The sequence below is a fragment of the uncultured Methanobrevibacter sp. genome (assembly GCF_947170395.1).
Classification (GTDB): Archaea; Methanobacteriota; Methanobacteria; order Methanobacteriales; family Methanobacteriaceae; genus Methanocatella.
On the sequence record NZ_CAMVTE010000009.1, the window covers coordinates 22,430 to 45,995 of the forward strand.

30 protein-coding genes are annotated in these 23,566 nt (G+C 36.3%); 18 read left to right on the top strand and 12 right to left on the bottom strand.

What is annotated here, in order from left to right; translation table 11 throughout:
• Positions 1–61: 61 nt before the first annotated feature.
• On the top strand, positions 62–1,066 hold the full coding sequence (gene hemB / locus Q0W04_RS03675) for a porphobilinogen synthase (RefSeq protein WP_298500571.1): 1,005 nt from the start codon (positions 62–64) through the stop codon (positions 1,064–1,066).
• Complete coding sequence (locus tag Q0W04_RS03680) at positions 1,063–1,941, top strand: triphosphoribosyl-dephospho-CoA synthase (protein WP_298500573.1); 879 nt, start codon at positions 1,063–1,065, stop codon at positions 1,939–1,941. Before hemB ends, Q0W04_RS03680 begins: the two co-directional genes overlap by 4 nt.
• A gap of 2 nt (positions 1,942–1,943) precedes the next feature.
• Here the strand turns inward: Q0W04_RS03680 and Q0W04_RS03685 are convergent, their stop codons facing one another.
• Positions 1,944–2,354, bottom strand: a complete 411-nt coding sequence (locus Q0W04_RS03685; RefSeq protein WP_298500575.1) for a C-GCAxxG-C-C family protein — start codon at positions 2,352–2,354, stop codon at positions 1,944–1,946.
• A gap of 119 nt (positions 2,355–2,473) precedes the next feature.
• Between Q0W04_RS03685 and Q0W04_RS03690 the strand changes: the two genes are divergently transcribed.
• Together Q0W04_RS03690 and Q0W04_RS03695 are read left to right on the top strand one after the other, a co-directional pair.
• A complete protein-coding gene (locus Q0W04_RS03690; protein WP_298500577.1) occupies positions 2,474–4,015 on the top strand; it encodes a phenylalanine--tRNA ligase subunit alpha in 1,542 nt (513 codons plus the stop codon).
• Complete coding sequence (locus tag Q0W04_RS03695; RefSeq protein ID WP_298500580.1) at positions 4,015–4,788, top strand: exodeoxyribonuclease III; 774 nt, start codon at positions 4,015–4,017, stop codon at positions 4,786–4,788. The genes Q0W04_RS03690 and Q0W04_RS03695 overlap by 1 nt, the downstream gene beginning before the upstream one ends.
• A gap of 20 nt (positions 4,789–4,808) precedes the next feature.
• Here Q0W04_RS03695 and Q0W04_RS03700 read toward each other — a convergent pair whose 3' ends face one another.
• Together Q0W04_RS03700 and Q0W04_RS03705 are read right to left on the bottom strand one after the other, a co-directional pair.
• Complete coding sequence (locus Q0W04_RS03700) at positions 4,809–5,504, bottom strand: TIGR02253 family HAD-type hydrolase (protein WP_298500582.1); 696 nt, start codon at positions 5,502–5,504, stop codon at positions 4,809–4,811.
• 38 nt (positions 5,505–5,542) lie between these two features.
• A complete protein-coding gene (locus tag Q0W04_RS03705; RefSeq protein ID WP_298500584.1) occupies positions 5,543–6,226 on the bottom strand; it encodes a DNA polymerase domain-containing protein in 684 nt (227 codons plus the stop codon).
• A gap of 180 nt (positions 6,227–6,406) precedes the next feature.
• On the opposite strand from Q0W04_RS03705, the gene Q0W04_RS03710 reads away from it, so the two are divergent.
• The 7 genes from Q0W04_RS03710 (at position 6,407) to Q0W04_RS03740 (ending at position 10,097) form a co-directional block, all read left to right on the top strand.
• Positions 6,407–6,754 (top strand): hypothetical protein, encoded by a 348-nt coding sequence (locus Q0W04_RS03710; protein WP_298500586.1) that lies wholly within the window; start codon positions 6,407–6,409, stop codon positions 6,752–6,754.
• 61 nt (positions 6,755–6,815) lie between these two features.
• Positions 6,816–7,097: a hypothetical protein gene (locus Q0W04_RS03715; RefSeq protein ID WP_298500589.1), complete on the top strand. Its 282-nt coding sequence runs from the start codon at positions 6,816–6,818 to the stop codon at positions 7,095–7,097.
• A gap of 9 nt (positions 7,098–7,106) precedes the next feature.
• A complete protein-coding gene (locus tag Q0W04_RS03720) occupies positions 7,107–7,340 on the top strand; it encodes a hypothetical protein (protein WP_298500592.1) in 234 nt (77 codons plus the stop codon).
• A gap of 195 nt (positions 7,341–7,535) precedes the next feature.
• On the top strand, positions 7,536–7,910 hold the full coding sequence (locus Q0W04_RS03725; RefSeq protein WP_292815461.1) for a 30S ribosomal protein S8e: 375 nt from the start codon (positions 7,536–7,538) through the stop codon (positions 7,908–7,910).
• A 109-nt stretch (positions 7,911–8,019) separates the two neighbouring features.
• On the top strand, positions 8,020–9,039 hold the full coding sequence (hypE, locus tag Q0W04_RS03730; protein ID WP_298500595.1) for a hydrogenase expression/formation protein HypE: 1,020 nt from the start codon (positions 8,020–8,022) through the stop codon (positions 9,037–9,039).
• A gap of 8 nt (positions 9,040–9,047) precedes the next feature.
• Complete coding sequence (locus tag Q0W04_RS03735; RefSeq protein WP_298500597.1) at positions 9,048–9,446, top strand: RDD family protein; 399 nt, start codon at positions 9,048–9,050, stop codon at positions 9,444–9,446.
• Positions 9,447–9,473: 27 nt separating this feature from the next.
• Positions 9,474–10,097, top strand: a complete 624-nt coding sequence (locus Q0W04_RS03740) for a hypothetical protein (protein ID WP_298500599.1) — start codon at positions 9,474–9,476, stop codon at positions 10,095–10,097.
• On the opposite strand, the gene Q0W04_RS03745 is transcribed toward Q0W04_RS03740, so the two are convergent.
• The gene (locus tag Q0W04_RS03745; RefSeq protein ID WP_298500601.1) at positions 10,098–10,565 is read right to left on the bottom strand and encodes a thermonuclease family protein; all 468 of its coding nucleotides are present in this window, start codon (positions 10,563–10,565) and stop codon (positions 10,098–10,100) included.
• Positions 10,558–11,250, bottom strand: a complete 693-nt coding sequence (locus tag Q0W04_RS03750; protein ID WP_298500603.1) for a PD-(D/E)XK nuclease family protein — start codon at positions 11,248–11,250, stop codon at positions 10,558–10,560. Before Q0W04_RS03750 ends, Q0W04_RS03745 begins: the two co-directional genes overlap by 8 nt.
• 79 nt (positions 11,251–11,329) lie before the next feature.
• Here Q0W04_RS03750 and Q0W04_RS03755 point away from each other — a divergent pair, with 79 nt between their 5' ends.
• Positions 11,330–12,190: a radical SAM protein gene (locus Q0W04_RS03755; RefSeq protein ID WP_298500604.1), complete on the top strand. Its 861-nt coding sequence runs from the start codon at positions 11,330–11,332 to the stop codon at positions 12,188–12,190.
• A gap of 24 nt (positions 12,191–12,214) precedes the next feature.
• Complete coding sequence (locus Q0W04_RS03760; protein ID WP_298500606.1) at positions 12,215–13,498, top strand: DEAD/DEAH box helicase; 1,284 nt, start codon at positions 12,215–12,217, stop codon at positions 13,496–13,498.
• Here Q0W04_RS03760 and Q0W04_RS03765 read toward each other — a convergent pair whose 3' ends face one another.
• The 6 genes from Q0W04_RS03765 to Q0W04_RS03790 are packed head-to-tail and all read right to left on the bottom strand — an operon-like array spanning position 13,499 to position 19,018.
• On the bottom strand, positions 13,499–14,302 hold the full coding sequence (locus Q0W04_RS03765) for a winged helix-turn-helix transcriptional regulator (RefSeq protein WP_298500660.1): 804 nt from the start codon (positions 14,300–14,302) through the stop codon (positions 13,499–13,501).
• A gap of 59 nt (positions 14,303–14,361) precedes the next feature.
• Complete coding sequence (gene recJ / locus Q0W04_RS03770) at positions 14,362–15,771, bottom strand: single-stranded-DNA-specific exonuclease RecJ (RefSeq protein WP_298500661.1); 1,410 nt, start codon at positions 15,769–15,771, stop codon at positions 14,362–14,364.
• A gap of 2 nt (positions 15,772–15,773) precedes the next feature.
• A complete protein-coding gene (locus tag Q0W04_RS03775) occupies positions 15,774–16,043 on the bottom strand; it encodes a signal recognition particle subunit SRP19/SEC65 family protein (RefSeq protein WP_298500608.1) in 270 nt (89 codons plus the stop codon).
• An 8-nt stretch (positions 16,044–16,051) separates the two neighbouring features.
• Positions 16,052–17,146 carry a UDP-galactopyranose mutase gene (gene glf / locus Q0W04_RS03780; RefSeq protein ID WP_298500609.1) on the bottom strand — a complete coding sequence of 365 codons (1,095 nt, stop codon included), beginning with the start codon at positions 17,144–17,146 and terminating at the stop codon, positions 16,052–16,054.
• Between the two features lie 5 nt (positions 17,147–17,151).
• Positions 17,152–18,255, bottom strand: coding sequence for a glycosyltransferase (locus Q0W04_RS03785; protein ID WP_298500610.1), 1,104 nt, complete (start codon positions 18,253–18,255; stop codon positions 17,152–17,154).
• On the bottom strand, positions 18,248–19,018 hold the full coding sequence (locus Q0W04_RS03790; protein ID WP_298500611.1) for a uroporphyrinogen-III synthase: 771 nt from the start codon (positions 19,016–19,018) through the stop codon (positions 18,248–18,250). The genes Q0W04_RS03785 and Q0W04_RS03790 overlap by 8 nt, the downstream gene beginning before the upstream one ends.
• Positions 19,019–19,240: 222 nt before the next feature.
• Here Q0W04_RS03790 and Q0W04_RS03795 point away from each other — a divergent pair, with 222 nt between their 5' ends.
• From Q0W04_RS03795 to Q0W04_RS03805, 3 genes are all read left to right on the top strand, one after another.
• A complete protein-coding gene (locus tag Q0W04_RS03795; protein WP_298500612.1) occupies positions 19,241–19,552 on the top strand; it encodes a hypothetical protein in 312 nt (103 codons plus the stop codon).
• Positions 19,552–19,914: a DUF2283 domain-containing protein gene (locus Q0W04_RS03800; RefSeq protein WP_298500614.1), complete on the top strand. Its 363-nt coding sequence runs from the start codon at positions 19,552–19,554 to the stop codon at positions 19,912–19,914. The genes Q0W04_RS03795 and Q0W04_RS03800 overlap by 1 nt, the downstream gene beginning before the upstream one ends.
• 129 nt (positions 19,915–20,043) lie before the next feature.
• Positions 20,044–20,505 (top strand): flavodoxin, encoded by a 462-nt coding sequence (locus Q0W04_RS03805; protein WP_298500615.1) that lies wholly within the window; start codon positions 20,044–20,046, stop codon positions 20,503–20,505.
• A 26-nt stretch (positions 20,506–20,531) separates the two neighbouring features.
• Here Q0W04_RS03805 and Q0W04_RS03810 read toward each other — a convergent pair whose 3' ends face one another.
• Positions 20,532–22,046, bottom strand: coding sequence for a hypothetical protein (locus Q0W04_RS03810; RefSeq protein ID WP_298500616.1), 1,515 nt, complete (start codon positions 22,044–22,046; stop codon positions 20,532–20,534).
• Positions 22,047–22,136: 90 nt separating this feature from the next.
• Between Q0W04_RS03810 and Q0W04_RS03815 the strand changes: the two genes are divergently transcribed.
• Together Q0W04_RS03815 and Q0W04_RS03820 are read left to right on the top strand one after the other, a co-directional pair.
• Complete coding sequence (locus tag Q0W04_RS03815) at positions 22,137–22,301, top strand: hypothetical protein (protein WP_298500617.1); 165 nt, start codon at positions 22,137–22,139, stop codon at positions 22,299–22,301.
• A gap of 172 nt (positions 22,302–22,473) precedes the next feature.
• Positions 22,474–23,508, top strand: coding sequence for a phosphorylcholine transferase LicD (locus Q0W04_RS03820; protein WP_298500618.1), 1,035 nt, complete (start codon positions 22,474–22,476; stop codon positions 23,506–23,508).
• Positions 23,509–23,566: the final 58 nt, after the last annotated feature.

Genomic DNA, 23,566 nt, shown 5'->3' on the forward strand with positions numbered 1-23,566 from the left:
AAACATTTAAAGTATATGTTTTAAATAATTTTAAATCAAAATTATTAATTAAGTGATTATTATGGAATTTCCAACTACAAGAATGAGAAGATTAAGAAAAAATGCCAAGATTAGAGATATCGTTCGTGAAACTAAACTTCAAAAAGAAGACCTGATTTATCCGATTTATTTTAAAGAGGAACTTCAGGCAATGCAAAAAGAGGAAATATCTTCACTTCCCGGAGAATTCAGATATTCCCTTGATGCAGGTGTTGAATTTGCAAAACAGCTCGAAAATAAAGGTTTAAAATCAATCATTGTATTTGGAATACCAAAAGAAGAAACAAAAGATGAAATAGCCTCTCCGGACTACTCCGCAACTGGAATAGTTCAAAAGGCAATCAGAAAGCTTAAAAAGGAAACCAACCTCGTAATTATCAGTGATGTGTGTCTGTGCCAGTACACTTCCCATGGCCATTGCGGAATGATAAAGGAAAATGATGATACTGATGATGGAATTGAAATATTGAATGATGAATCTCTTCCATACATCGCAAAGGTTGCCCTATCCCATGCTGAAGCGGGAGCTGACATTGTTGCACCTTCCGACATGATGGATGGAAGGGTCGCAGCTATCAGACAGACTTTGGATGATGAGGGATACGAAAATGTAATGATAATGTCATATTCCGCCAAATATGCATCAGCATTTTATGAACCGTTTAGGGTTGCGGCATGCTCATCACCACATTTGGGTGATAGAAAATCTTACCAGATGGATCCGGGCAATGCAATTGAAGCTATTAGGGAATGCGAACTTGATGTCATTGAAGGTGCTGACTTTTTAATGGTAAAGCCTGCACTGCCATACCTTGATGTTGTAAGGATGGTTCGTGATGAATTCATGCTTCCTTTGGTTGCATATAACGTAAGCGGAGAATATTCAATGATAATGGCTGCAATCGAAAAAGGATATCTCACCGAAAGAGCCATTTCGGAATCCTTGATTTCAATCAAAAGAGCTGGAGCAGACTTAATAATCACTAATTTTGCACCATATTTACTGTTGAATGATGTGATAGAATGAATCCCAATGAAATTGCTAAAATTGCACAGATTGCATCTGCACTTGAAGTGAGCGGCTATCCGAAACCTGGAAACGTCCACAGAACCCGTGATTATGACGACATGGAGTTTGAAGATTTTATCATAAGCGGAATTGTAATCGGAGATACCATTCGTGAAGCATGCAGCGATGTTGATGTTGAAAACCCGATGTTGGGCAAATACATCCTCCAGGCAGTTGCTGAAACAGACAGATGGATTAAAAACAATACCAATTTGGGTATTGTAATGATGACCACACCAATAGCAGTGGCGGCAGCAATCAGTTCTTCATTTGATGAGATTCGTGAAAACGTAAAAGAATTGATGGCAAATACATCAGTTGATGATGCATGTGATTTGTATGATGCAATCAATATTGCAGATGCCGGCGGAATGGGAGACCAGGATGAATATGATGTGGCAAGCGATAATGCTAAAAATGAGCTGCGGGAAAACGGACAGACAATGTTTGATGTGCTTAAAATCTCAGCTCCATGGGACATGCTGGCCCGTGAGATGACCTCTGACATGCCTGCTGTCTTTGAAATAGGTTATCCTACATATCATGAGTTAAAAGAAGTGAAATCCCAAAATGATGCCTGCGTCCTGACATTTCTGACAATTCTATCGCAGGTTCCTGATACATTGATTTCAAGAAAATACGGCTCTGATGAAGCCCTGAAAATATCAATGATGACAAGGGATTTGCTTAATTTGAAGGATGAATCAGACTTTGGCGAAAGGCTTAAGGAGTTTGATGAATATCTCTTTAAAAACAAGTACAATCCTGGAACTACAGCCGATTTGACTGCAGCATCCATTTTTGTCAGCTATTTAAAATCCAATTTCGAATAGCTTTATATTATTTTTTTTGTAATTTTTGCCGCTGATTCAACCATTTTCGGACAGAGTTCCTTAAACAGATTGTTTTCAACTGCAAATTCCACACCTTCTTTGGTTTTAATGTCGCATCCGAGAAGTTCGTTGCAGATGTATGATCCGTTTTCACTTTCAAATTCATCTAAAAACCTCTCACAGACTTCATTTGATTTTTCCTTGCTTTCACCATATTTCAAACCCAATGCCATTAAAGCACCGGTGCAGGCTCCACAAACTTCTCCTTTTCTCATGCCGCTTCCAAAACATGCTCCAATTTTTAAGGCCTGCTCTTTATCGAGACCCAAATCAGGTGAAAATGCTGCAAAAACAGCCTGTGAACACACGTATCCATTCTCGAACAGTTGTACTGCTTGTGTAATTTCATTCATAATTAATTATTTTCAAGTAATGTTAAATATATGTTTGTTTTTCAATTTTTACATCATCTTTATAAATGTTTTTGAACATATATTATCATATTATATAATCTTAAAATTATGGTGTTTAAATGAGTGAGGATATTAAAAAAACCATTAGTGAATTGCATATTTATGAAAAGAAACTTTTAAAGGAACTGGAAGCAAATCCAGAAGCAACTCCTGAAGAGATTGCTGAAAATACGGGCATGGACATTAAATCCGTTATGAGTGCAGCAGGTTCACTCGCATCCAAAGACATAATTGAAATGCACAAGGATGTTGAGGAAATCTATTCATTAACCGAAGACGGAATTGAATATGCTGAAAAGGGACTTCCTGAACGTAGAATATTGGATGCCTTGGCAAACAAGGAACAAATCCACATGAAAGACCTGTCCGATGAAACAGGTGTGGATAAAAAGGAAACCAATATTGCAATAGGTTGGCTGCGCCGTAAAAACTGGGCGAACATCGATAAGGGAATGGTTACAATCACAGATTTCGGTAAGGATTTCGTATCCAAAATGGATGTTGATGAACAAACCTTGGATTATCTTAAGGCCAATGCTGATGGTGTTAAACTTTTCACTGATGATTTGATGAGTGGTATTAAAAAACTCACCGGTAGAAAAAATATTTTAAATGTTAAAAAGGAAACCTCACACTCTTTTAAACTTTTACCTAAAGGTGAAGCCATTCTTGAAGTTGGATTTACAATTCAGGAACAGGCTACCCAATTGACTCACGAACACTTGAAGGAAGGAGAATGGAAAAGCTTACAGTATCGTCCTTATGATATTAATGCGGAAGCTCCTGTTGTCTTTGCAGGTAAAAAACACCCATTAAGAGTAATCATTGATGAAATTAGAGATATCTTTTTGGACATGGGTTTTGTTGAAGACAAGGGAGAATATGTTGAATCTGCATTCTGGAACTTCGACTCACTTTTCCAACCTCAGGACCATGCGGCACGTGAAATGCAGGATACATTTTATCTTAAAAATCCTTTAACCTGTGACTTGCCTGATGATGCTCTTGTTCAGCTTACAGCCGAAACCCATGAAACAGGTGCTGACACAGGGTCCATTGGTTGGCAGTATGACTGGAGTGAAGACATTGCTCGCCAAAGTGTTTTAAGAACTCACACAACAGGAATATCAACAAAACACCTGTTTGAGCATGAACCTCCAATTAAAATGTTTTCAGTTGGAAGGGTATTCAGAAGAGAAACCTTCGATTATAAGCATTTGCCAGAATTCCACCAGGTTGAAGGGCTTGTCTGTGGTGAAGGAATCAGCTATCAAAACCTGCTGGGTGTCTTAAAGGAATTCTACAAAAAATTAGGATTTGAAGTAAGGTTCAGACCTGCATATTTCCCTTACACTTATTTGTCTACCGAAACTGAAATCTATTTGGAGGAAAAGGAAAGCTGGATTGAACTTGGAGGTGCAGGAATGTTCAGACCGGAAGTATTGAAACCTCTTGGAATAGACCAGCCTGCCTTAGCTTTCGGTTTAGGTATTGAAAGACTTGCAATGATCAGATACGATGTTGAAGACATTCGTATGCTTTATAAAAGTGACATCAAATGGCTTCGTGAATTGCCTATTGATAATGGAGTCGAATTATAATGTCAATAAAGCTGGTTTCATGGAATGTGAATGGGATCAGGGCTGTTTCAAAAAAAGAGGATTTTTGGAATTGGTTTGATAATAGTGATGCTGATATCATTAACTTTCAAGAAGTAAGGGCAACAGAAGAGCAGATTCCCAAGAAATTGGCTGAAATTGAAGGATATCATAAATGTTATAATGAAGCTGAAAAGAAGGGTTACAGCGGAGTTGGAACATACTCCAAAATCGAACCCGTCACCGTCACCAAGGGTCTTGGCGTTGAAGAGTTTGATGCAGAAGGCAGGGTTTTGAAAATCGAATATCCTGACTTTATCCTATTCAACATTTACTTCCCAAATAGTGGAATGGAAGGTAAAAGACTTGATTTTAAGGTTGGATTTTGCAATGAACTCTTAAGGCAGCTCGTCGAGCTTAAAAATCAGGGAAAGAATTTGGTCATAACCGGTGACTACAATATTGCCCACAATCCTATTGATGTCTACAATCCGAAAAACTGTGAAGGAAAATCAGGATATCTGCCAGAAGAGCGTGCATGGCTTGATGAGCTTGAAGAAGCAGGTTTTGTAGACACTTTCAGAATGTTTGATAAAAGTGAGGGTAACTTCAGCTGGTGGAGTTATCGTTTCAAGGCCCGTGAGAGAAATTCCGGATGGCGCCTGGATTATTTCTTTGTCAATGAAGAAATAAAGGAAAATGTAAAATCTGCTAAAATTCTATCAGACATCTATGGCTCAGATCACTGTCCGGTAACTTTGGAACTTGAATTTTAAAAAATAGTTAGTTTTGGTGATTATAAAATAGTATTTACATCACCAATATCATTAACAATAGTAATGTCTAATTTTTCTTTTTTAATGTATTCTCTGTCATCTTCTGTAACGTCAGAGTTTACAAGAATTGCACGTAATCCTGCATTGACAGCACCAAGAGCATCAGCTTTGAATTTGTTTCCAATCATCACTGATTTTTCAGGATTTCCATGCATTTTTCTAAGTGCAACGTCATAGATTAATTTTTCAGGTTTTTCCTTTCCAACTTCCTCTGAGGTTATCACTGCATCAAAGAAGGAATGAATGTTGAGTCTTACAAGTTTTTCCCATTGTTTGATTGTAATTCCGTTTGAAATTACTGCAAGACGATATCCCTGACTTTTCAGATAAATCAATGTATCGATTGTTTCTGGAAATGGTCTTAAAAGAGCCATTTTAACGTTGTGGTATGTTATCATTCCAAGTGCTACAAGCATTGGGTCTTCATGTCCCAATACCACTTGGGTTAATACATTGAAATGTTTTCCATAGTTGGAACCTTTTTCACGGATAATTGTTTTTAAAACACCGTATGCTTCATCCTTATCCAATGGCAATCCATTGTCAACCATCAATCCGATAGCAGCTTTTCTTGCGGTTTCGGCAAAATCTGATGTGTCAAGCAATGTGCCGTCGATATCGAAAAAAACTACGCTGTCATTATCTTCATTTATCATATGAATTTTATTATAGTTTTGAAATTATTTAAATTTTTTTAGAAGAATGCATCCAAACTTTGTTGGACTTCACCACGGGCCATGTCCTCAAGGTCCTTTCGGGTATATCCGAAGGCATACATGATTCTCTCAACGGCCGGAATCAACTGATTGTTGATATAGTAGTCCTTGTCATATGCATATCCCTCGCTGTATTCGTATGGAACGGCTCGCTGGCTGATTGATCCCTTTCCCTTGATGATTATATACTGGATGATGGTTCCTCTGCTTACTTTGATGCCGTGCTCTTCAATCTTTCTTGCTGCAACCACATGGGGACCGACCTGTTTGTATTGATCAAGAGGTTTGGTGATTTGTGTGTGGATAACTAGTTCCTTGTTTTCAACTTCGCCCTTTTTAATTCTTTTTAAAACTTTTTTAACGGCTTTTATGGCTTTTTCGGAATCTCCTTCCTTTAAAATGGCCATCAATATTTCTTCCTGTGTCTTTTTGACTATGGGTGCCCAGTCCCTTCTCACCAGTTCCAATCCCTTTGCAATTATTTCTCCGTCTTCGATAACTGCATATCTTTTTTTGCTTACGAAAAATCCCCTTCTGTAAAATCCTTCATATTCAAGCTCCATGCTTTCCGGAAGGGTTGAATTGAGATATGTAAGAAATTTTTGAGCCTGCTGTTTGATTTCGGCTTCAAGTTCAATTTGTTGTGGGCTTTCCTCACTCATATTGACTAATTTATTGTATCTTGTTAATATTCTTTTTTGAAATCAATTTTATAAATCTGCATCAATTTTGTTGTCCTGATAGTGTATTATTTACCTAATGAAGCTTGTATATTACTCTTCAAATGCTCTCGGACTTTATTAATATGTAATTAAAACTAATCTATTCATGGAGTTGATATAATGGAAAAACAAAGATTGATATCAAGTTATGATGAGGTAAACGATACCTTTGTAGGTAAAATTGACGGACGAGATGGATATTGTGCTGATTATGGTATTTCAGATGGTGTTTTCCTAAGCATCGATAAGGACAACATTCCAACATCAGTATTTGTAAACAATGCCTCCAAAGTCTTTGACATCTCAAAAAAACTTTTGGAAAATTCCAACGTTAAAATAGACATTGACTGTGACAGCATATGTCTATATTTCACAATGTTTATTGAAAATCTGAAGATATGTTCCATCAGATGCAAAAACAGCTATGGAATTCCAAACATAAATGTTGAAATGGATAGTAACTACTGAGGTTACTATCTTCAACTTTTAAATATGATTTAATCATAAAGTATAATCTGGAGATGATAATTTGAATAATCAGCATATTGAAGTTAAGCCCGGAGATGAAATCGTCATTGTCCTACCTGAAAGTGCTGTCGAAGGTGATGAAATCAATATAGATTTGGATGAATTGGGTATTGATTTGGAATCCCTGGGGGATAATGTAAATATTGTGGTTCAAATTGAAGGCGACGATATCGGTGAGGAATTCTTCGATGATGTGGATGATGAGATAATCGAGCCGAACGAATGGTATTTTGATGATGATCCATATGAGATTGTCTATTATGAGTTCCCGGATTTTGACTAGGTGTTTTTGATGGAAGACGTTCCCTATTATATTTTTGATGAGGATGAAAATGCTCGTTTAAGCTCAAATGGTGAAGCATACATTGACGATGAGGAATTGAGGGATTTGTTGATTGAACTTCTTGGTGAGGATGTTCCCGAAGAGGAAATCCAAAAGGTTCTCAGGGCTGCATCCGACAAGAATATTTCCGAAGAGGATTTCGACAGGATGGTCGATGATTTTATTTTTAAACACAAATCATAAAATTTTCTATTTTTAAGCAGAAAAATAAACATTTATATATAATGATAGAGTAATATTTTATTATCATTATTCTTTAAGGCTCTTTTTTGCTCTCAAAAATTAGGCTATTAATTATCTTGCAAATAGTTTTAATTGAAAAGAGGCTTATAGACTGCGATTATTATATTATTAAATTATATTTATTTAGGTGAAATAATGGCAATTTCTCAAGGAAAATCAACAAGAAGTCCATCCGGTGCAAGAAATGTTGCAAACCGTGGAAAAAGGAAATCAGAATTAGGAAGAGATCCTGCTGAAACTAGATTAGACGAAAAAAAATTAAGAAAAATCAGAACCCGTGGCGGAAACGAAAAACTCAGATTAGCTACCGGTAATAAAATCAACGTTACTGACGCTAACGGTAAAACCCAAGTTTTAGACATTCTTGGTGTAATCGAAAACACCGCAAACCCTAACTACGTAAGAAGGAACATCATTACCAAAGGTGCTATCGTAGAAACCCCTGAAGGTAATGCTAAAGTAACATCCAGACCTGGTCAAGACGGTGTTATCAACGGAATTTTAATTTAAGATTTTTTCTTAAATTCTCTCTTTTTTTTAAATTTTTCAATCAGATTAACTATAATTATATACTTGTTTTTACATAATCATATATTGATAATAGATTATAGGAGATATAATGTCAGACGATAAGATTAGTATGAATCACGGTGCTGGTGGAGAAGTAATGGCAAAGTTGATTTCCAGCACTGTTTTGGATAATATCACCAAAAAAAGCGTTAATGGTGGTATTAGTTTGGATGCATTGGATGATGGAGCTTCCATTCCAATAGATGATTGGGAAATTGTTGTAACAACCGATGGTCATACTATCGATCCGTTGTTTTTCCCAGGAGGAGACATTGGAAGAATTTCAGCTGCAGGAACAATCAATGATGTTTCTGTTATGGGTGCTCGTCCGTTGGCTATTTCCAATGCAATAATTATGCAGGAAGGTTTTCCGATCGATGATTTGGATAAAATCATGAAATCCCTAAACGAAACCTGTGAAGAAGTTGATGTGGCGGTCATTACCGGAGACACTAAGGTAATGCCTCAGGATAAGCTTGACGGTATTGTCATGGTCACTACAGGTATAGGTATAGCCAAAAAAGGCGAGGTGATTCGTGATTCAACTTTGGAAGTTGGCGATAAGATTATCGTTACAGGCAGTTTAGGTGACCATGGTATGAGTCTGATGTCATTCAGGGAAGGTTTCGGATTTGACACAGATTTGAAATCTGATGTTGCTCCTATGTGGAATATTATTAAAAAAGCTCTTGATATTGGTGGAGTTACTGCCATGAAGGACCCTACCCGTGGAGGATTTGCAAATGCCATAAATGAAATGGCATCAAAAGCGGGTGTTGGTGTTGTTCTTGAACAGGATGCAATTCCAATCAGGGAAGAGGTTCATGCAGTATCTGAAATGTTGGGCATTGATCCGTTTGAAGTAGCCAATGAAGGAAAAGTTGTCATGGGTGTTAGACCAGACAAGGCCGAAGAAATCCTTGAAGCTATCAAAGGCGAAAAATATGGTGAAAATGCAGCAATAATTGGTGAAGTTGTTGAAGGGGATTATGTTGTTGTCAACACTCCTATCGGAGGGGAAAGAATCCTTGAAGCACCAATTGCCGATCCGGTTCCTAGAGTTTGTTAGGTGATAATATGGTAAGTGTCTTTTCAAGAAGGATTATTGCTTATGTTTTAGATTTCTTTGTCGTTTCAGCAGTAGTGTGGATTATCACATTTCTTTTGTCTTTAATATTTGGTCCTATGGATATTCTTTCAGTCTATTCAGTATTTCCATTTATTGTGCCTATATTAGGGTTTGCTTATTTTGTTTTCCTTGAAAAATCCAAAGGAGCAACCATTGGAAAAGCTTTGATGTATCTGGAAGTGAGATCCAGAAACGGCGCAAACATCAATTGGCCGCAGGCTATTGTACGTAACCTGACTAAAATCTACTGGATTCCTATAATATTCGATTGGCTTATCGGCAGAATTATGAAAACAGACAGATTATTCGGAAATCTTACAAAAACAGTTGTTGTAAATATGCTTTAGGCATATTTCATTATTTATTTTGATTTTATGATAAAAAAAGTACAGGTTCTCTGGTATTTGAACAAGGAAGATTTGGAAAATTATTGCATTGATTTTAAGGAGTACAAATCCCATAAACTCGAAGGATATGAAATCTGTGATGTTGATGAGGATTTGATTTATGATTTATGTGATAGGGACCCTGATAGATTGGAGCCTCTTGGTTATTTCAAAAACATTAAGGAAATTGAAAACTATCTGTCCGACACAATAACCAACAACGAATTTGATTTGGAGATAGGCTCTCCTGAACTTGAAGCCAAAATTAAAAAGGCATGTGAAAATATCGAATTTTCCGGTGAAGACTATTATATCTCAATCGATGACGGTGAAAGAATAGCCAGCTGGTTTGATGCCTTAAGAGCGGAATACAACAGTTCTTCTAAGGAGAACATGTGGGTTCTGGCGGTAACCGGCTACGACCCTTATGATTTGTCTTTGACAGGCAAGACACTTTCATATGTTCTTGCAGATATCCTGAACTTAAACGAATCATCACTTGACAGCATGATTCCAAACAAAAACCACATTACAGTTGAAGAGTGGAATGAAATTTTGGATAAGGTTTATAAGAAAAATAAAATTTATTTGGGCCTGCATAGAGTTGTTTAGTTATATTTCTCCTTTTTTAAACTCACTTGGCTCAAAATAACTAATTTTTGCTAAATTACTATCTATTAACTCCTTGTTGATGTCTTCCGTATCGGTGTATACTATTGCCAATGTCCTTCCGTATTTGTCTGTAGGCTGTTTGTCATCAATATTCAGATAAACTGTTTTTCCAAGGCATTTGTCTTCAACAAACTTTTTGGCATCGCTGAAACCGGCTTCATTTGTATTGGGTGTTTTCACCTGGACCAGCTGAACCTTGCCGATGCCGTAAACCTGAATGGTATTTCCGTCAATGACATCAACGCATTTTCCGGCATTTTCATAATGCACGGTTTTGCCGTTGATGGCCAGTGTTCCGGTCTGATTTTCAACCGTGTTATTTTCATTCAAAAGGGCATTGGCTAGCGTTAGGCCAATTGTTATTAAAAAAATCACAAGAAGAATTACGGAAATCTTTTGCTTATTCATTTTTGAAATGCTCACAGTAACGTTTGTATCTGCATGATCTGCATTTGTTCGGATTTTTGGTTGCAATGAATGGTTTGGAACCGTCAAGCAATCCCTGCATACGTTCGATTGTGAATTTTATTTCATTTTCAATTTCGGGTGTGAATATTTCAATCCAGAATAGGTTTGATGTTCCACGTTCCCTTAGTGCAGCCTTCATTTTACGTGTATCTCCGGTCATGCTTTTGAATGCAAGGCAGTATGCCCTTACCTGATTCATAGTTGAGATGTATGGTGTGCGACCAGGTTTGTCATCGATTATCACTATTTCATCGGGTTTCATCCATATCTCGTCAATGTATCCTCTGATTCCGTATTCCGGTGCAACCACAAAGCATTCTCTTGACATTATTGCATTTTCCTTTGATGCTTCCACGGCTTCATCGAATGTTGCAGGTGTGGATTCCTGTTTGAATATGTCTTCAAGCTGCTGGTGGATGTCGCTTCCATGGGTCATTTCAGCTGTAGGTGCTGTTTCAATACCTTTCATGTATTGGAGATATATCTGATATTCACAATATCCCTGCTGGTTGAGCCAACTGATGGGGAAATTGTTTTTACCTTCAATTATTTGAACACCTTTTATTGATGGATGGTCTTTAATTGAGTATTCTTTTTCATATTCGGTAATGTTTTTTTGTTCCATATTTTTATTTTGTCTTCCGTAATACTAATCATTTGCTCTTGGCATTTTTTTATATACTCATTTTGATAAAGATTATTTCATGCATTACGTCAATTCAAAAACTATCCTCTCCAAAAATAATGGGATGAATCTCTATAGGGGCTGTACCCATGGATGCATCTACTGTGACTCCAGAAGCAAGGTTTATGGCATGGAACATAAGTTTGAAGATGTTGAGGTAAAAAGAAATGCATTGGATTTGCTTAAAAGGGAACTTAAGAGAAGACCTCCATCAATGATTGGAACAGGGGCAATGACAGACCCCTACATTCCTCTTGAAAAACATTTGGAATATGTCAGAAAATCCCTGAATATGGTATATGACTATGGATTTGGGTTTACATGCATTACAAAATCAGATTTGATTTTAAGGGATTTGGATTTGCTTAAAAAGATAAACGAAAAGACAAAGGCAGTCGTGCAGATGACAATAACGACGGCCGATGACGGGTTGTGCAGGATACTGGAGCCGAATGTTTGTGTGACCTCAAGGCGTGCTGAGGTTTTAGCCAGATTAAGGGATGAGGGAATACCTGCGGTTGTCTGGTTATGCCCAATATTGCCCTACATCAATGATGATGAAGATAATGTTAATTCCATATTGGATATCTGCATTGACAATGACGTTAAGGGTGTACTTTGCTTTGGAATGGGATTGACATTGAGAGACGGCAATCGCCAATACTTTTACAGTAAACTTGATGAACATTTTCCGCAATTGAAGGAAAAATACATTAAAAAATATGGAAATAGCTATTCAATTCCATCACCGAATGAAAAACAGCTTATGGAAATTTTTAAAAGAAGAACATCTGAAAATGGAATTCTAAATAATCCTGATGAAATATTCAGGTATCTGCATGAATTTCCACAGAAATCCTATCAGACTAAACTAATTTAAATATCTGTTTTTTTAAATATTAACATGATGAATTTCAGGGATTTTGATATTTCAGATAATGTTTTAAAAGCCATTGATGATATTGGGTTTGACAAAACCACTCCAATACAAAGTAAGGCAATTCCTCTCGGATTGAATGGAAGGGACATCACCGCACAGGCCCAAACCGGAAGCGGAAAGACAGTTGCATTTGTCATACCTATTCTTGAAAAGGTGTTTGTTCCCGACAGATCTCCCCAGGCAATTGTTTTGTGTCCGACAAGGGAGCTGTGCATTCAGGTGGCCGGAGAAATTGAAAAGCTCTCCAAATACATTAAAAAATTCAAGGTCTTGGCGGTTTATGGTGGCCAACCAATTGGAAAGCAAACAAGGGTTCTTAAAAAGGGAGTACATGTTGTTGTCGGAACTCCTGGCCGTGTAATTGACCATATTGAAAGGGGTAATATGGATTTGATTGGCATTGAAACTGTGGTTTTGGATGAAGCCGATGAAATGCTTGACATGGGTTTTAGACAGGATATTGAAAGGATATTGCAAGCCACTCCACACCAAAGACAGACTCTGCTTTTCTCAGCAACCATCCCTCAGGAGATTAAAAGGATAGCAAAAAATTATCAAAAAAATCCCAAGTTTATAAAAATTGATTCAAACAGGAAAAACACTCCAAGAATCACTCAGTATTCATTCAAAACAAATCACAAACATAAATTCGATGATTTATGCAGGCTGTTTGATGCTTATGGCATAAAATCTGCATTGATATTTGCAAACACAAAAAATGGTGTTGATTTTGTTTTTAAAAATCTCAAAAAGAGAGGTTATCCATGTGAAGCCCTTCATGGGGACATGAGCCAAAAAACAAGGGACAGGGTAATGAACAAGTTCAGAAATGGAAATGTCAGCTTTTTGGTTGCAACAGATGTTGCTTCAAGAGGACTGGACATCACAAATCTGGATTTCATTGTAAACTATGATGTGCCTCAAAATTATGATTCATACATTCACAGAATCGGAAGAACTGCAAGGGCAGGAAGTTCAGGTCAGGCCTTTACATTGGTAAGTTCACAGGACATTTCAACATTCAATGCCATTAAAAAACAAAGCAAAGCTAAAATCATCGAGAAAAACATCCCAACAGATAGTGAAATTGAGGATATAAAAAATAAGTCAGTTTTAAAGGAAATAAAAAAATCAATTAAAACTGATAATTTAGAAAAAGAAATAGAATTGATTAAAAAAAATTCTTCTAATGATTTAACTAGTGAAGAGATAGCTGCTGCCTTATTAAAAAAATTGAGGGAAAATTAATTATTTTCCGCCGTCAATAATGTTGTATTTGATTTTTTCATTTTCGAGTTCACGTGTAAATGCCTTGCTCATATCCCCAACACATATGGCCAAAACATTCAATCCTTTACGTGCTGCATTTGCAGTTGCCTGCGGTGCTGCATATTCAATATCTAAAGGTAAGCCTAATTTTTGAATTACAGCTCTTGAAACAGTTCCAGCAGCCGCTACTTTATCAATAGCCTCACCAGTGTTGGTTCCTTTTTCATAAACATTTTTAATCAAATCTAAATCACAGCTTTTGGATCCGCCATCTTTTATTGTTGGCACGTTAATGACGGTAACTTCTCCAACGGTCATGTCAATAAGTCCTGTTAGGTTAGTTAAAGCCACATCCATGTTTTCTTCGGCATCGGATAGTACAACGCCGGTTGCATTTTCTTCTTTTTTGTGAGCATATAAGACTCCATCTTCCATAAATAGTCCAACTATATCGTCCTTTTTAAGTTCTTCTTTTGCTATTGCGGGCCAGATGGTTTTATAATGGTTCATAGTTTCTAAAACGGAGTCTGAATATTTTCTCAAGCTAATTGCATCCTTTTTGACTTTATCGATACCTGCTTGTGTAATTTTGTATGGTGATCTTCCGTCTTTGGAAGTTATATAGCCTAATTCGATTAATGTTTTGATATTTTCAGAAACAGCTTGTATAGTAATTCCCAATGTATTAGCCAAATCTTTTTGTTTGAGATGAGGGTCCTGTTTGGATATTTCACTTAATATTTGGAAATGTGTTAGTGCACCCCTTTTTTTAAATGCTTTCATCATATTCATTCCTCAATTTAAATTGATATATAGTATATTTTTATTTTATATTATATATACTATATAGTTAATTTTCCGGTTAATTCGTCATTAAAGCGTTCAAGGAACTCTGATTTTTTTTCAAGTGGAATGTAGGCACCACATGCCATAGCGTGTCCGCCGCCACTGCCACCAACATCGGATGCAATTTTTCTAATTATATTTCCAAAATGAATTCCTCCATATGAAAGGAGTCTGGAACATCTAAGGGAAACCTTAAGTCCATGTTCATCGGTTTGTGTAAATCCGATTACTGGTTTTTGCCAATTGCAGTAACCCAGTATCATTCCTGCAACGGTTCCTACAATTTCAGGTTTGATGCCGTCACCGTCAAAGTACTGGAGGTTTTCCATCTCGACAATGGCGCTTTGCTCACCTTCGGCAACTTTATTAATTGAAGTTGCAAGGTTGTATCTGTGGGTTTTGCTGACAGCTTCAAGCTGGTCTAAGGCTTCAATTCTATCCCCTTTTAGAACTTCCATGGCTATTTCCTCTTCATGATTTCTTCCACATGCGTTCATGGCTGTTGAAAACTCAGAACCGTCCCTTAGAAAGCTTGTTTCATCTTCCTTTATAAAGGTGTAGGAATCGCCAATAATCAATTGGGGAATATATCGAACATATTTCCCCGGAACGACTTTTGAAATCATCTCAACAAGTCTTTGGAAAAGCTTTCCCTTTTCCTCATCGGTAAGTTCATTCAATTTTTTCCTGTTGTGCTTTTCATCAATGCCCAATTCCTCCAGGATGGCCATGGTTTCGGTGGTGTTGTTTGTAATTGGAAGCCTGACGTCACTGAAGTATGACAGCGCAACAAAAAGCGGTCGGGTATTTCGCCCGTAAATGTTCAAATCATTTTCGATAACTTCAAGATATCCTTCGTCAATGGCGTCCTGCTGGATTATTCTGTTCAATCCTTCAAATCGACCTGTTTTTGTATTTTGCATATCTCCGATTGCGGATAAAACTCCAATCCAACTTAAATCCATGTATCCGAATTCACGTGCAAGGAAATAGCATAATCCTCCACCGCAAACATCGTATGATCCGTCAAATCCATGATGCATTGGATTGATTTCGAGGTATGTGTAGTCTTTTCCTTTACAATAGTCAATGTCTCTTAGGGGAGGGTGGTGGTCCAGGATGATGATTTTTTGGTCTTCCATTGCCTTGGTGTCAATGCGTTGGCCTGAACCCAAATCGGAGAAGATTGTAAGTTCATGGGTTAGTTCAATATCATCGAGAACATCCAAATTTACAAATTCGATTTCATGAGTCTTATTCTGTCTGTCTAGTATGGTTGATAGGATTGCACCTGAACAGATTCCATCGCAGTCAATGTGGGAGTAGACCTTAATGTCATCGGAATTTTCGATAATCTCCTTTGCCCGGATGTATTGTTCGTGCATTTGTTGTGGTATTTGCATAATAATCAGTTTCTAATTTCTTTAATTTTTAAGCTAACTTCTTTGAGTAATTCCAGTTTTGTCTTATCCCATTCGACAAGTATCCTTCCGGATTTCTCATACCATTTTCCAGGATATGCCCTTTGCTTGTCGACACTGTATTGAAGACCCATTCTTTTCAATGCCCTTTCAATGTCTGAAAGGCTTGGCTCCTTGACTGCCAGTTCTTTTGATATTTTGCGGCCTTGGGATAAGCTTAGGTTTTTGTCTAAATATTGTGGCCAAATTGTAATCATCTAATCACCTATTTAATTTGATTTTCAAAGACTTCAAGTGCATCCTTAACTACCAAGTCCATATTGTAGTATTTGTATTTTGCAAGTCTTCCCAAAAAGATAACGTTGTCTTCCTTTTCCATTTCCGCTTCGTACAACTTGAATTTGTCAAGATATTCCTGTGTTGGATACGGATAGCATTTCTCACCGTTGAATCCAGGATATTCCCTCATGATGGCGGTTTTGCCGTCAACTTCCTGCCAGGTTAACTTTTTAAACTCGGTTATTCTTGTAAAGTAAGGGTCATTCGGATAGTTGACCACAGCAACATCCTGATAGGAATCCTCATCTACAATTTCATATACAAAGTTCAGACATCTGTATAACAGTTCCCCGTATTTGTAGTCATAGAAATAGTCGATAGGGCCTGTATAGATAAGGGTTTCATAATCTATTTTATCAATGTAGTCCTTATAGTCTGAATTGAGTCCGACATGAATCCTGTCTGATTTGATCATGTTTTCACACATCTTGGTGAAGCCTTCCTTAGGCATTCCCTGATATGCATCGGCAAAGTATCTGTCGTCATGGTTGAATCTGAATGGAATTCTTGAAATGACTGATGAGCTTAGATTGGCAGCTGAAGTTCCCCACTGCTTTTCTGTGTAGTTCTTGAATAACTTGTTGTAAATGTCACGGCCGGCATTTTTTAAAACGACATCCTCTGAGGATTTTACCTCATCGATGTCTTCCTTGTGCTCGTCAATCCACTCCTTCATGGATTCTTCATCCAAATCCAAATCGTAAAGCGCATTTAAAGTGTCAATGCAGATTGGCATCGGCACGAGTTTCCCGTCAACGTAACTTAGAACCCTGTGGACATAGTCGTTCCATTCTGTAAACTGTGAGAGGTAGTCATGTACCTTTTTGTCGTTTGTATGGTAGATGTGAGGTCCGTATTTTTGAACAAGAAGTCCGTCATCATAAAAGTCATAAACGTTTCCTCCGATGTGGTTACGCTTTTCTATAATCAGTACCTCTTCATCCAGTTCGTTTGCAATTCTTTCTGCTATTGTAAGACCGGAAAGTCCGGCCCCTACAATCACGTATTTATAATTAGCCATAATTATTACTCCTTTTGAATTTGTATTTTGGATTCCAGTGCAGTTGTCATGGAAGACAATAACATTCTTGATTTCAAATCGCTTTTATGGATTTTTTTAAGCTTTTTTACCTTTTCAAGCAGCAGCTTGTTTTCTGCTTTGGTGAAAGGTGAACCTTTCCAGGTGTGCATCCAGTGAAGCAGGTGCGGATTCAGTGAGACAGTCTGCACCTCTTTGGAAAATCCTTCGGTTTTCTTTCTGCAGTAAATGTAGGCTTCCATCAACTCGTCCAGAAGCCTAACGTTGACAGTGTTTGTAATGGATTTATCATCAGGCAAATCACGAATATAATAATCATAAGACATGAAATTATTTAAGTATACAATTCCTTTGGCGTTTAAAAGGGCTTCAAGGGTAAATGCCATGTCGTCTCCGGTAACGTATTTCTGGAATCTCAAATCATTATCCATTATGAGTTCCCTTTTATAGATTTTACACCATACTGAAGGCTGCATTTTTAAAAGGTCAGGTTCCTGCTCGATATTGTCGACATGGATTATGTCCAATGGTTTGTCTCTTGGATATGTTACTTCCAGTGTTTTTCCGTATAAAAATCTCTCGACAACATTGTCCCATAGGGCATCGGGAATATCCAGGAAGTTTGCAGACTCAAAGGTTTCATCAGGATATACACTTTCCAAATCATCCTTATATGGGGAATATGACTTTTGAACGCTTCCACCGTATTCGAATATTCTCCTGAATCTTGCGAAAGCCAACTGAACGTCATATTTTTTCACCGCTTCATAGAGCTTTTCACAGGCATCTGGTGTGTATCTGTCATCAGGGTCTAAAAACATTATATAATCACCGGTACATGCTTCAATACCTGTGTTGCGGGGAGTGTGTGCCCCTCCACTGTTGGTTTTGTGATGAATTGCAACACAGCAGTCATATTTTTCAGCATATTCATCGACTACTTCGCCAGATCCGTCGGTTGAGCAGTCGTTGACCATGATTATTTCCAAATTTTCATTTCCGATTGTCTGGTTTATAAGAGAGTCGATTCCACCTCGGAGGTGGTCTCCAACATTAAAGATTGGCAGGATAATACTTATCTTATCATTCATTTTCTTCTCTCCATGTCTTGAATAAGAGTTCCATCATGTCCCGGACGGTATAGGTGTCTGGGTAAATGTAGGTAATTCCATATATGTCGAGGATTCTTGCTGTAATCGGACCGATGCAGACTGTTAACAGGTTTTCATTCAATAGTTTGGCAAGTTTTTTCTTCTCATCAGCTATTTCAAAGAAGTTTCGAACAGTTAAAGGGCTTGTAAAAGTAATTGCATCAATCTGATTATTTTCAATTTTTTCGATAAGCTCTTTTACTGCATCCTCATTCATCGGAAAGAGTGACATGTATGCTTCAGCCAGAATTACTTTATTTCCAAGTTCCTCAAGGCCTTCTGGTAAAGTTGCTCTTGCAGAGGCGGTTCTTGGAATTCCGATGGTCTGACTGGTAATGTTTCGCCTTTCAAATTCTTCTATAAGGCCTTCGGCCGTAAAATCATGAGGCATCAAATCGACTTTAAGTCCTTGCTTTTCAACCAGTCTTCCGGTTTTATTTCCGATAACGGCTATTTTGCAATCAAGACTTTTTAAAAAGTCAGGGTAGAATTTATTCAGTGAAACAATGGTTGTCGGTGATGTGAAAATAATCCAATCAAGTTCATCTTTTCTTTCGACTAATTCCTTTAAGGATTGTGAATTTGTAGGTTTCAAATCAAGTGTCGGGGCCAGAACTGCCTCGCCACCCAATTCTTCAACAATATCACAAGCATTTTTTGCCCTATCTTTTGGCCTTGTTATTGCAACAACAGGTTTTGACATTTAAATTACCCTCATTAATTTATAATGTTCTATATTTTGTTTTTATTTGTTTATAATGTTTGTTAATTTATTTTTTTATAAAAATTGTTTTAACTATGTAAAATTGCTTTAATTTAGTAAAATTGATTTTATCATGTTTTATTTTCTTTTTTAAAATAGAAAAATATATATTTTTTAAAATACATAATAATATCTTCCTTTAAAGTAATTTGGGGTGGATAAATGAGTTATAATATTAACTATTTAATGCAAACTTTAGATAAAATAAAGGATAATCCATATGGGATAAGATATACAAGTCATTTTTTGAAAAGGTCATTTTATCGTAATGTTGATATAGACATGGTAAATAGGAAATTGTTGTCTGAAGTCCCTGTTGGTATTCAAAAGACTTTAGGCTATGATAATAGATTCGAATTAATTTTTGAATACACAAAATATGAGGATTTATATATAGTTGTGGATATATCTAATTGTAATGAAATAATCATCATTACTGCAATACCTAAAGAGAATGAGAGGAGGAAACATTGATGAAATCTAAATTGGATTATATATATGATTGTGAACATGATTTGATTGATATTACTATTGATGAATCCTTTAAATATGGCAAATCAATAGAAATCACAAGTGGAATTATATTGGATTTAGACGAAAACGGTTTTCCTGCATCAATTGAAATAATTAGTGCTTCAAAAATATTGGGAATTGATAAGCAAAATCTCATATCTCCAAATATTGATATGGGTATTATTATTAGCGATGAATTAATTTGTATTCAAATTAAATTTACTTATTTTGTTTTTGAACAAGAGCAAGATGTTTGCTTTAAACAGAATTTGGCTAATAATTATGGAATTCCTGCAATGGAGACTATTTTTTCTACAGCATAATATTTTTTTTAAAATTTTTCAAAATGTTTTATGGTTGTAAAAATTTTAATTTGTTAACTGTAAGATAGTAATTGTTGCGAATATAAACAATTATATATTATCAAATATAATTTTTACATAGGTGATAAAATGAGCAATGTATTAATCGCATATTTTTCAGCTAGCGGTGTAACTAAAAATGTGGCCGAAAAAATAGCTGATCAGAATGGCTATGATATTTTTGAAATAGTGCCTAAAGAAATCTACACTCCGGCCGATTTGGACTGGACTGACAAAAACTCAAGGTCAACAGTTGAAATGAACGATAAGGAATTTAGGCCGCCAATAAAAGAAACCTGTGACGTTTCACCTTATGAAACTGTTGTAATAGGTTTTCCTGTATGGTGGTATACTGCCCCGTCAATCATCAACACGTTCATAGAAAGCGTAGATCTTAAGGGAAAAACAGTTAAACTTTTCTGCACATCAGGCGGTTCTGGAATCGACAAATGCGTAAGTGACCTTCAAGATACATATCCTGAACTTGACTTTGCTAAAGGCATGAGATTCATGGGTGATGTATCAAAAGCAAGAGAATGGATTGAAAAATAGAAAAATTAGGAAAGAATTAATCTTTCCTATCCTTTATATGGATTTGAACTGTCGTATTTTTGACCGTTGACGGTTAATGTGAAGCTGCCATAGTCAATTTCACCAGTTAATTCTAAACTAGACACGGAACTGTCACCAGTTAATGTCCAGGTTGAACCGCCGGCAACATTAACGGTAGTGTTTCCGGTTGAATTTATTGCTCCTTTAAACTGGGTGTTTGTCATTGTCCAGTTAAGTGAGCTTATGGAATCGACAATAACATTTCCTTCAATGTTTTCATTTTCTGTGTTTACTTCAGCCACACCACCGTTGGAACCGGTAGTTCCCCACTGATTTTGACCTGCAATTTCCAGAAATGTTCCGCTACCGAAGCTTAACTCAGTATTTACCAGGTTGATTACGCAAGCTGTGTTTGTCACATGAAACATCGGAGCTTCTTTATATACTGAAGAATCAGAAGCTATTGAGAGTTTTGAGTTTTCGGCTGTAAAGAGTGATGTTCCGACATCAGCATCTCCGCTCATGGACTGATAGATGAATATTCCACCCAAATCAACGTAGTTATCACCATCTTTTCTGTTACCTTCTGCGTAACCTGTCAGGTCACAGTTTGAAAGTTCGATTGAGTTTTTACCTTCAATACAGGCTATTTGTGAAACATAGGCAGTTCCCTTGGTATTCTTAGCAGTAATGTTTCCGGTTGAATAGATTAAAGGTGATCCTCTCCCGGAATCTTTGCTTACTCCTGTGTTGATTTCAGAGTTTGAAACATGCACTTCACCTTCACCACGGTCGGTTGCAAGAGCAGCACAGCTTTGACCGTCAGTGTTAATGACAACGTTATCAGCAGTTATCTTACCGTTGTAGGTTGCATCAAGTCCTCTTGATTTATCGGAGTGAGTTGTGATTTTAACGTTTTTGATTGTGGCTTCGGTGGTTCCGGACACTGTAGACTGACCTGGTTGGCCGCCTCCGCCTTGTCCTTCACCGCTTCCTTCACCGGATGGCATTTCAGGGGGTTGGCCTCCGTCTCCTCCTTGTCCTTCACCGCCAGTTGCCTCCGGAGGCTGTCCTCCAGCACCACTGGATGTATTTTCGCCGGCTTGTGATGAATTGCCTGTTGAAGATGATTCGGCATTTGTTACAAAGATACCGTTTGATCCTTTGGAGTTTGTATTGATTTCAACATTTGAAATGTCCAGTGTTCCATTAGTATTTACTAAAATTGCGGAGTTGACACCATAAAAGTCAGCATCATCTCCTGAAGTCTGTGTATCTCCGGTTTTATTTAAAATGGAGTTGGCAAGTTTTAAAACTCCTCCATTTTTAACTAGGATGGTGTTTGTATCGCCGGAGTCTGTGTGATAATATCCGTTATTTTCATCCAAGCTTTTAGAATCAACAACAATGTTTCCCCTATCTTCCAGTGCATTTGCATCAATGTTAGATTGTGTATTTGTTGATGTTGCAGTTAGTGCAAAAGCAACACCGCATAATATAATAAGTATTGCTGCAAGTGCAATAATGATTTTTTTGTTCATAAAAGTAATAACTCGGATGTTATATTTAATGATTTTTGTATGAATTAAACACCACTACTGTCTTAATATATGGTGTTTTTGATAAAACATATGAAAGCTGCCATGAGAGGAATATTGTACATGCAAACATCACGGGGAACAATAAGTGGAGTTAGGATTTTAAGCTTGGCACGCCATTTTTCCTATGTCATGGAAGTGCATCTGGCCAATTATCTGGAATTATGCTGTCAACGGACCAAAAAGAAGTCAACATAATCGATAATAACAGTTATTATTGCAAATGCGCTTAAAAAAAAATCGTTGTAAAAAATTATCTATTTTTTGTTTTCATTATAAATATTTTATAGTATTAATAATATATAATAAATATAAAAATTAATTTGACATTTAAAAAATAAATTTTTATAGTTATAATTGAGTTGATTAAATGAATTTTGAGAGATTATATTCAAAGTTGCCTGATTTTATAAAATACAATCGCCATATTTTAAATTTCTTTTTAAAGATTCCTAAACTATTATCAAAGTTTAATAAAAAATCAAGAATGTTCCATTCTCACAATCAGTTATTTGAATTAATTTTTTTACATTCAGATTTTCAATTCACTGGAACTCCAAGGAACATACAACTTTTGTATATAGAATTGTTGCGTTTTATTGATAATGTATGCAATAAATATGACATTGATTACTGGCTGGACTGTGGCACTCTTTTAGGTGCTGTTCGTCATGGTGGTTTTATTCCATGGGATGATGATATTGATTTGGGTATTATGAGGGAGGATTATAATAAGTTAATTGAAGTTTTACCCAAGGAAATTTCTAAATATGACTACCTTAAACAGGAATGTGGACTTTCTTTGTTAAGGGAAAATAAAGAAAACTATTTTAAGGATTTTAAAAGTGTTTATGATTTTGAAGATCCAAAAGGTTTGCTTGATGAAGCAAAATTTTTATTTTTGCAGTTTGCTTGGCTTAAACCATATATAAAAGTAGACTTTTTCCCTAAGGATTATGTTTTAGAAGAAAAATTAGATTACTTTAAAAAGAATTATCTTTCAACAAAATATGAACTCAATAAAAGGGTTAAGCAAGGAAATAAAAATTTTGATGAATATATGCAGTTAAAAAATAAAAAGATAGGTTTTTCCAGTGAAAAAGCTAAATATATCACGGATTCTTTGGATGTTTTACAATTGTCAGATGCATATATTTTTGAAACTGATAAAGTATTCCCTTTAACCACTATTAATTTTGAAGGATATGATTTTAAATGTCCTAAAGACACTGATCATTGTTTGAAAAGTCTTTTTGGTCCTAATTATATGAGTTTACCTAGTATAATAGAAAGACACAATATTGATTTATTTATTAAAACTCAATTTAAATCAAAAGAAGAAATGGATGATAAATTTAAAAAAGATATTGAATATTTAAAAGAGATTAATGATAATTTTGAATAAATGCATTTTAACAGATGATAGTATTTTTATGAATTATTAATTAACCCTTTGAGCATAG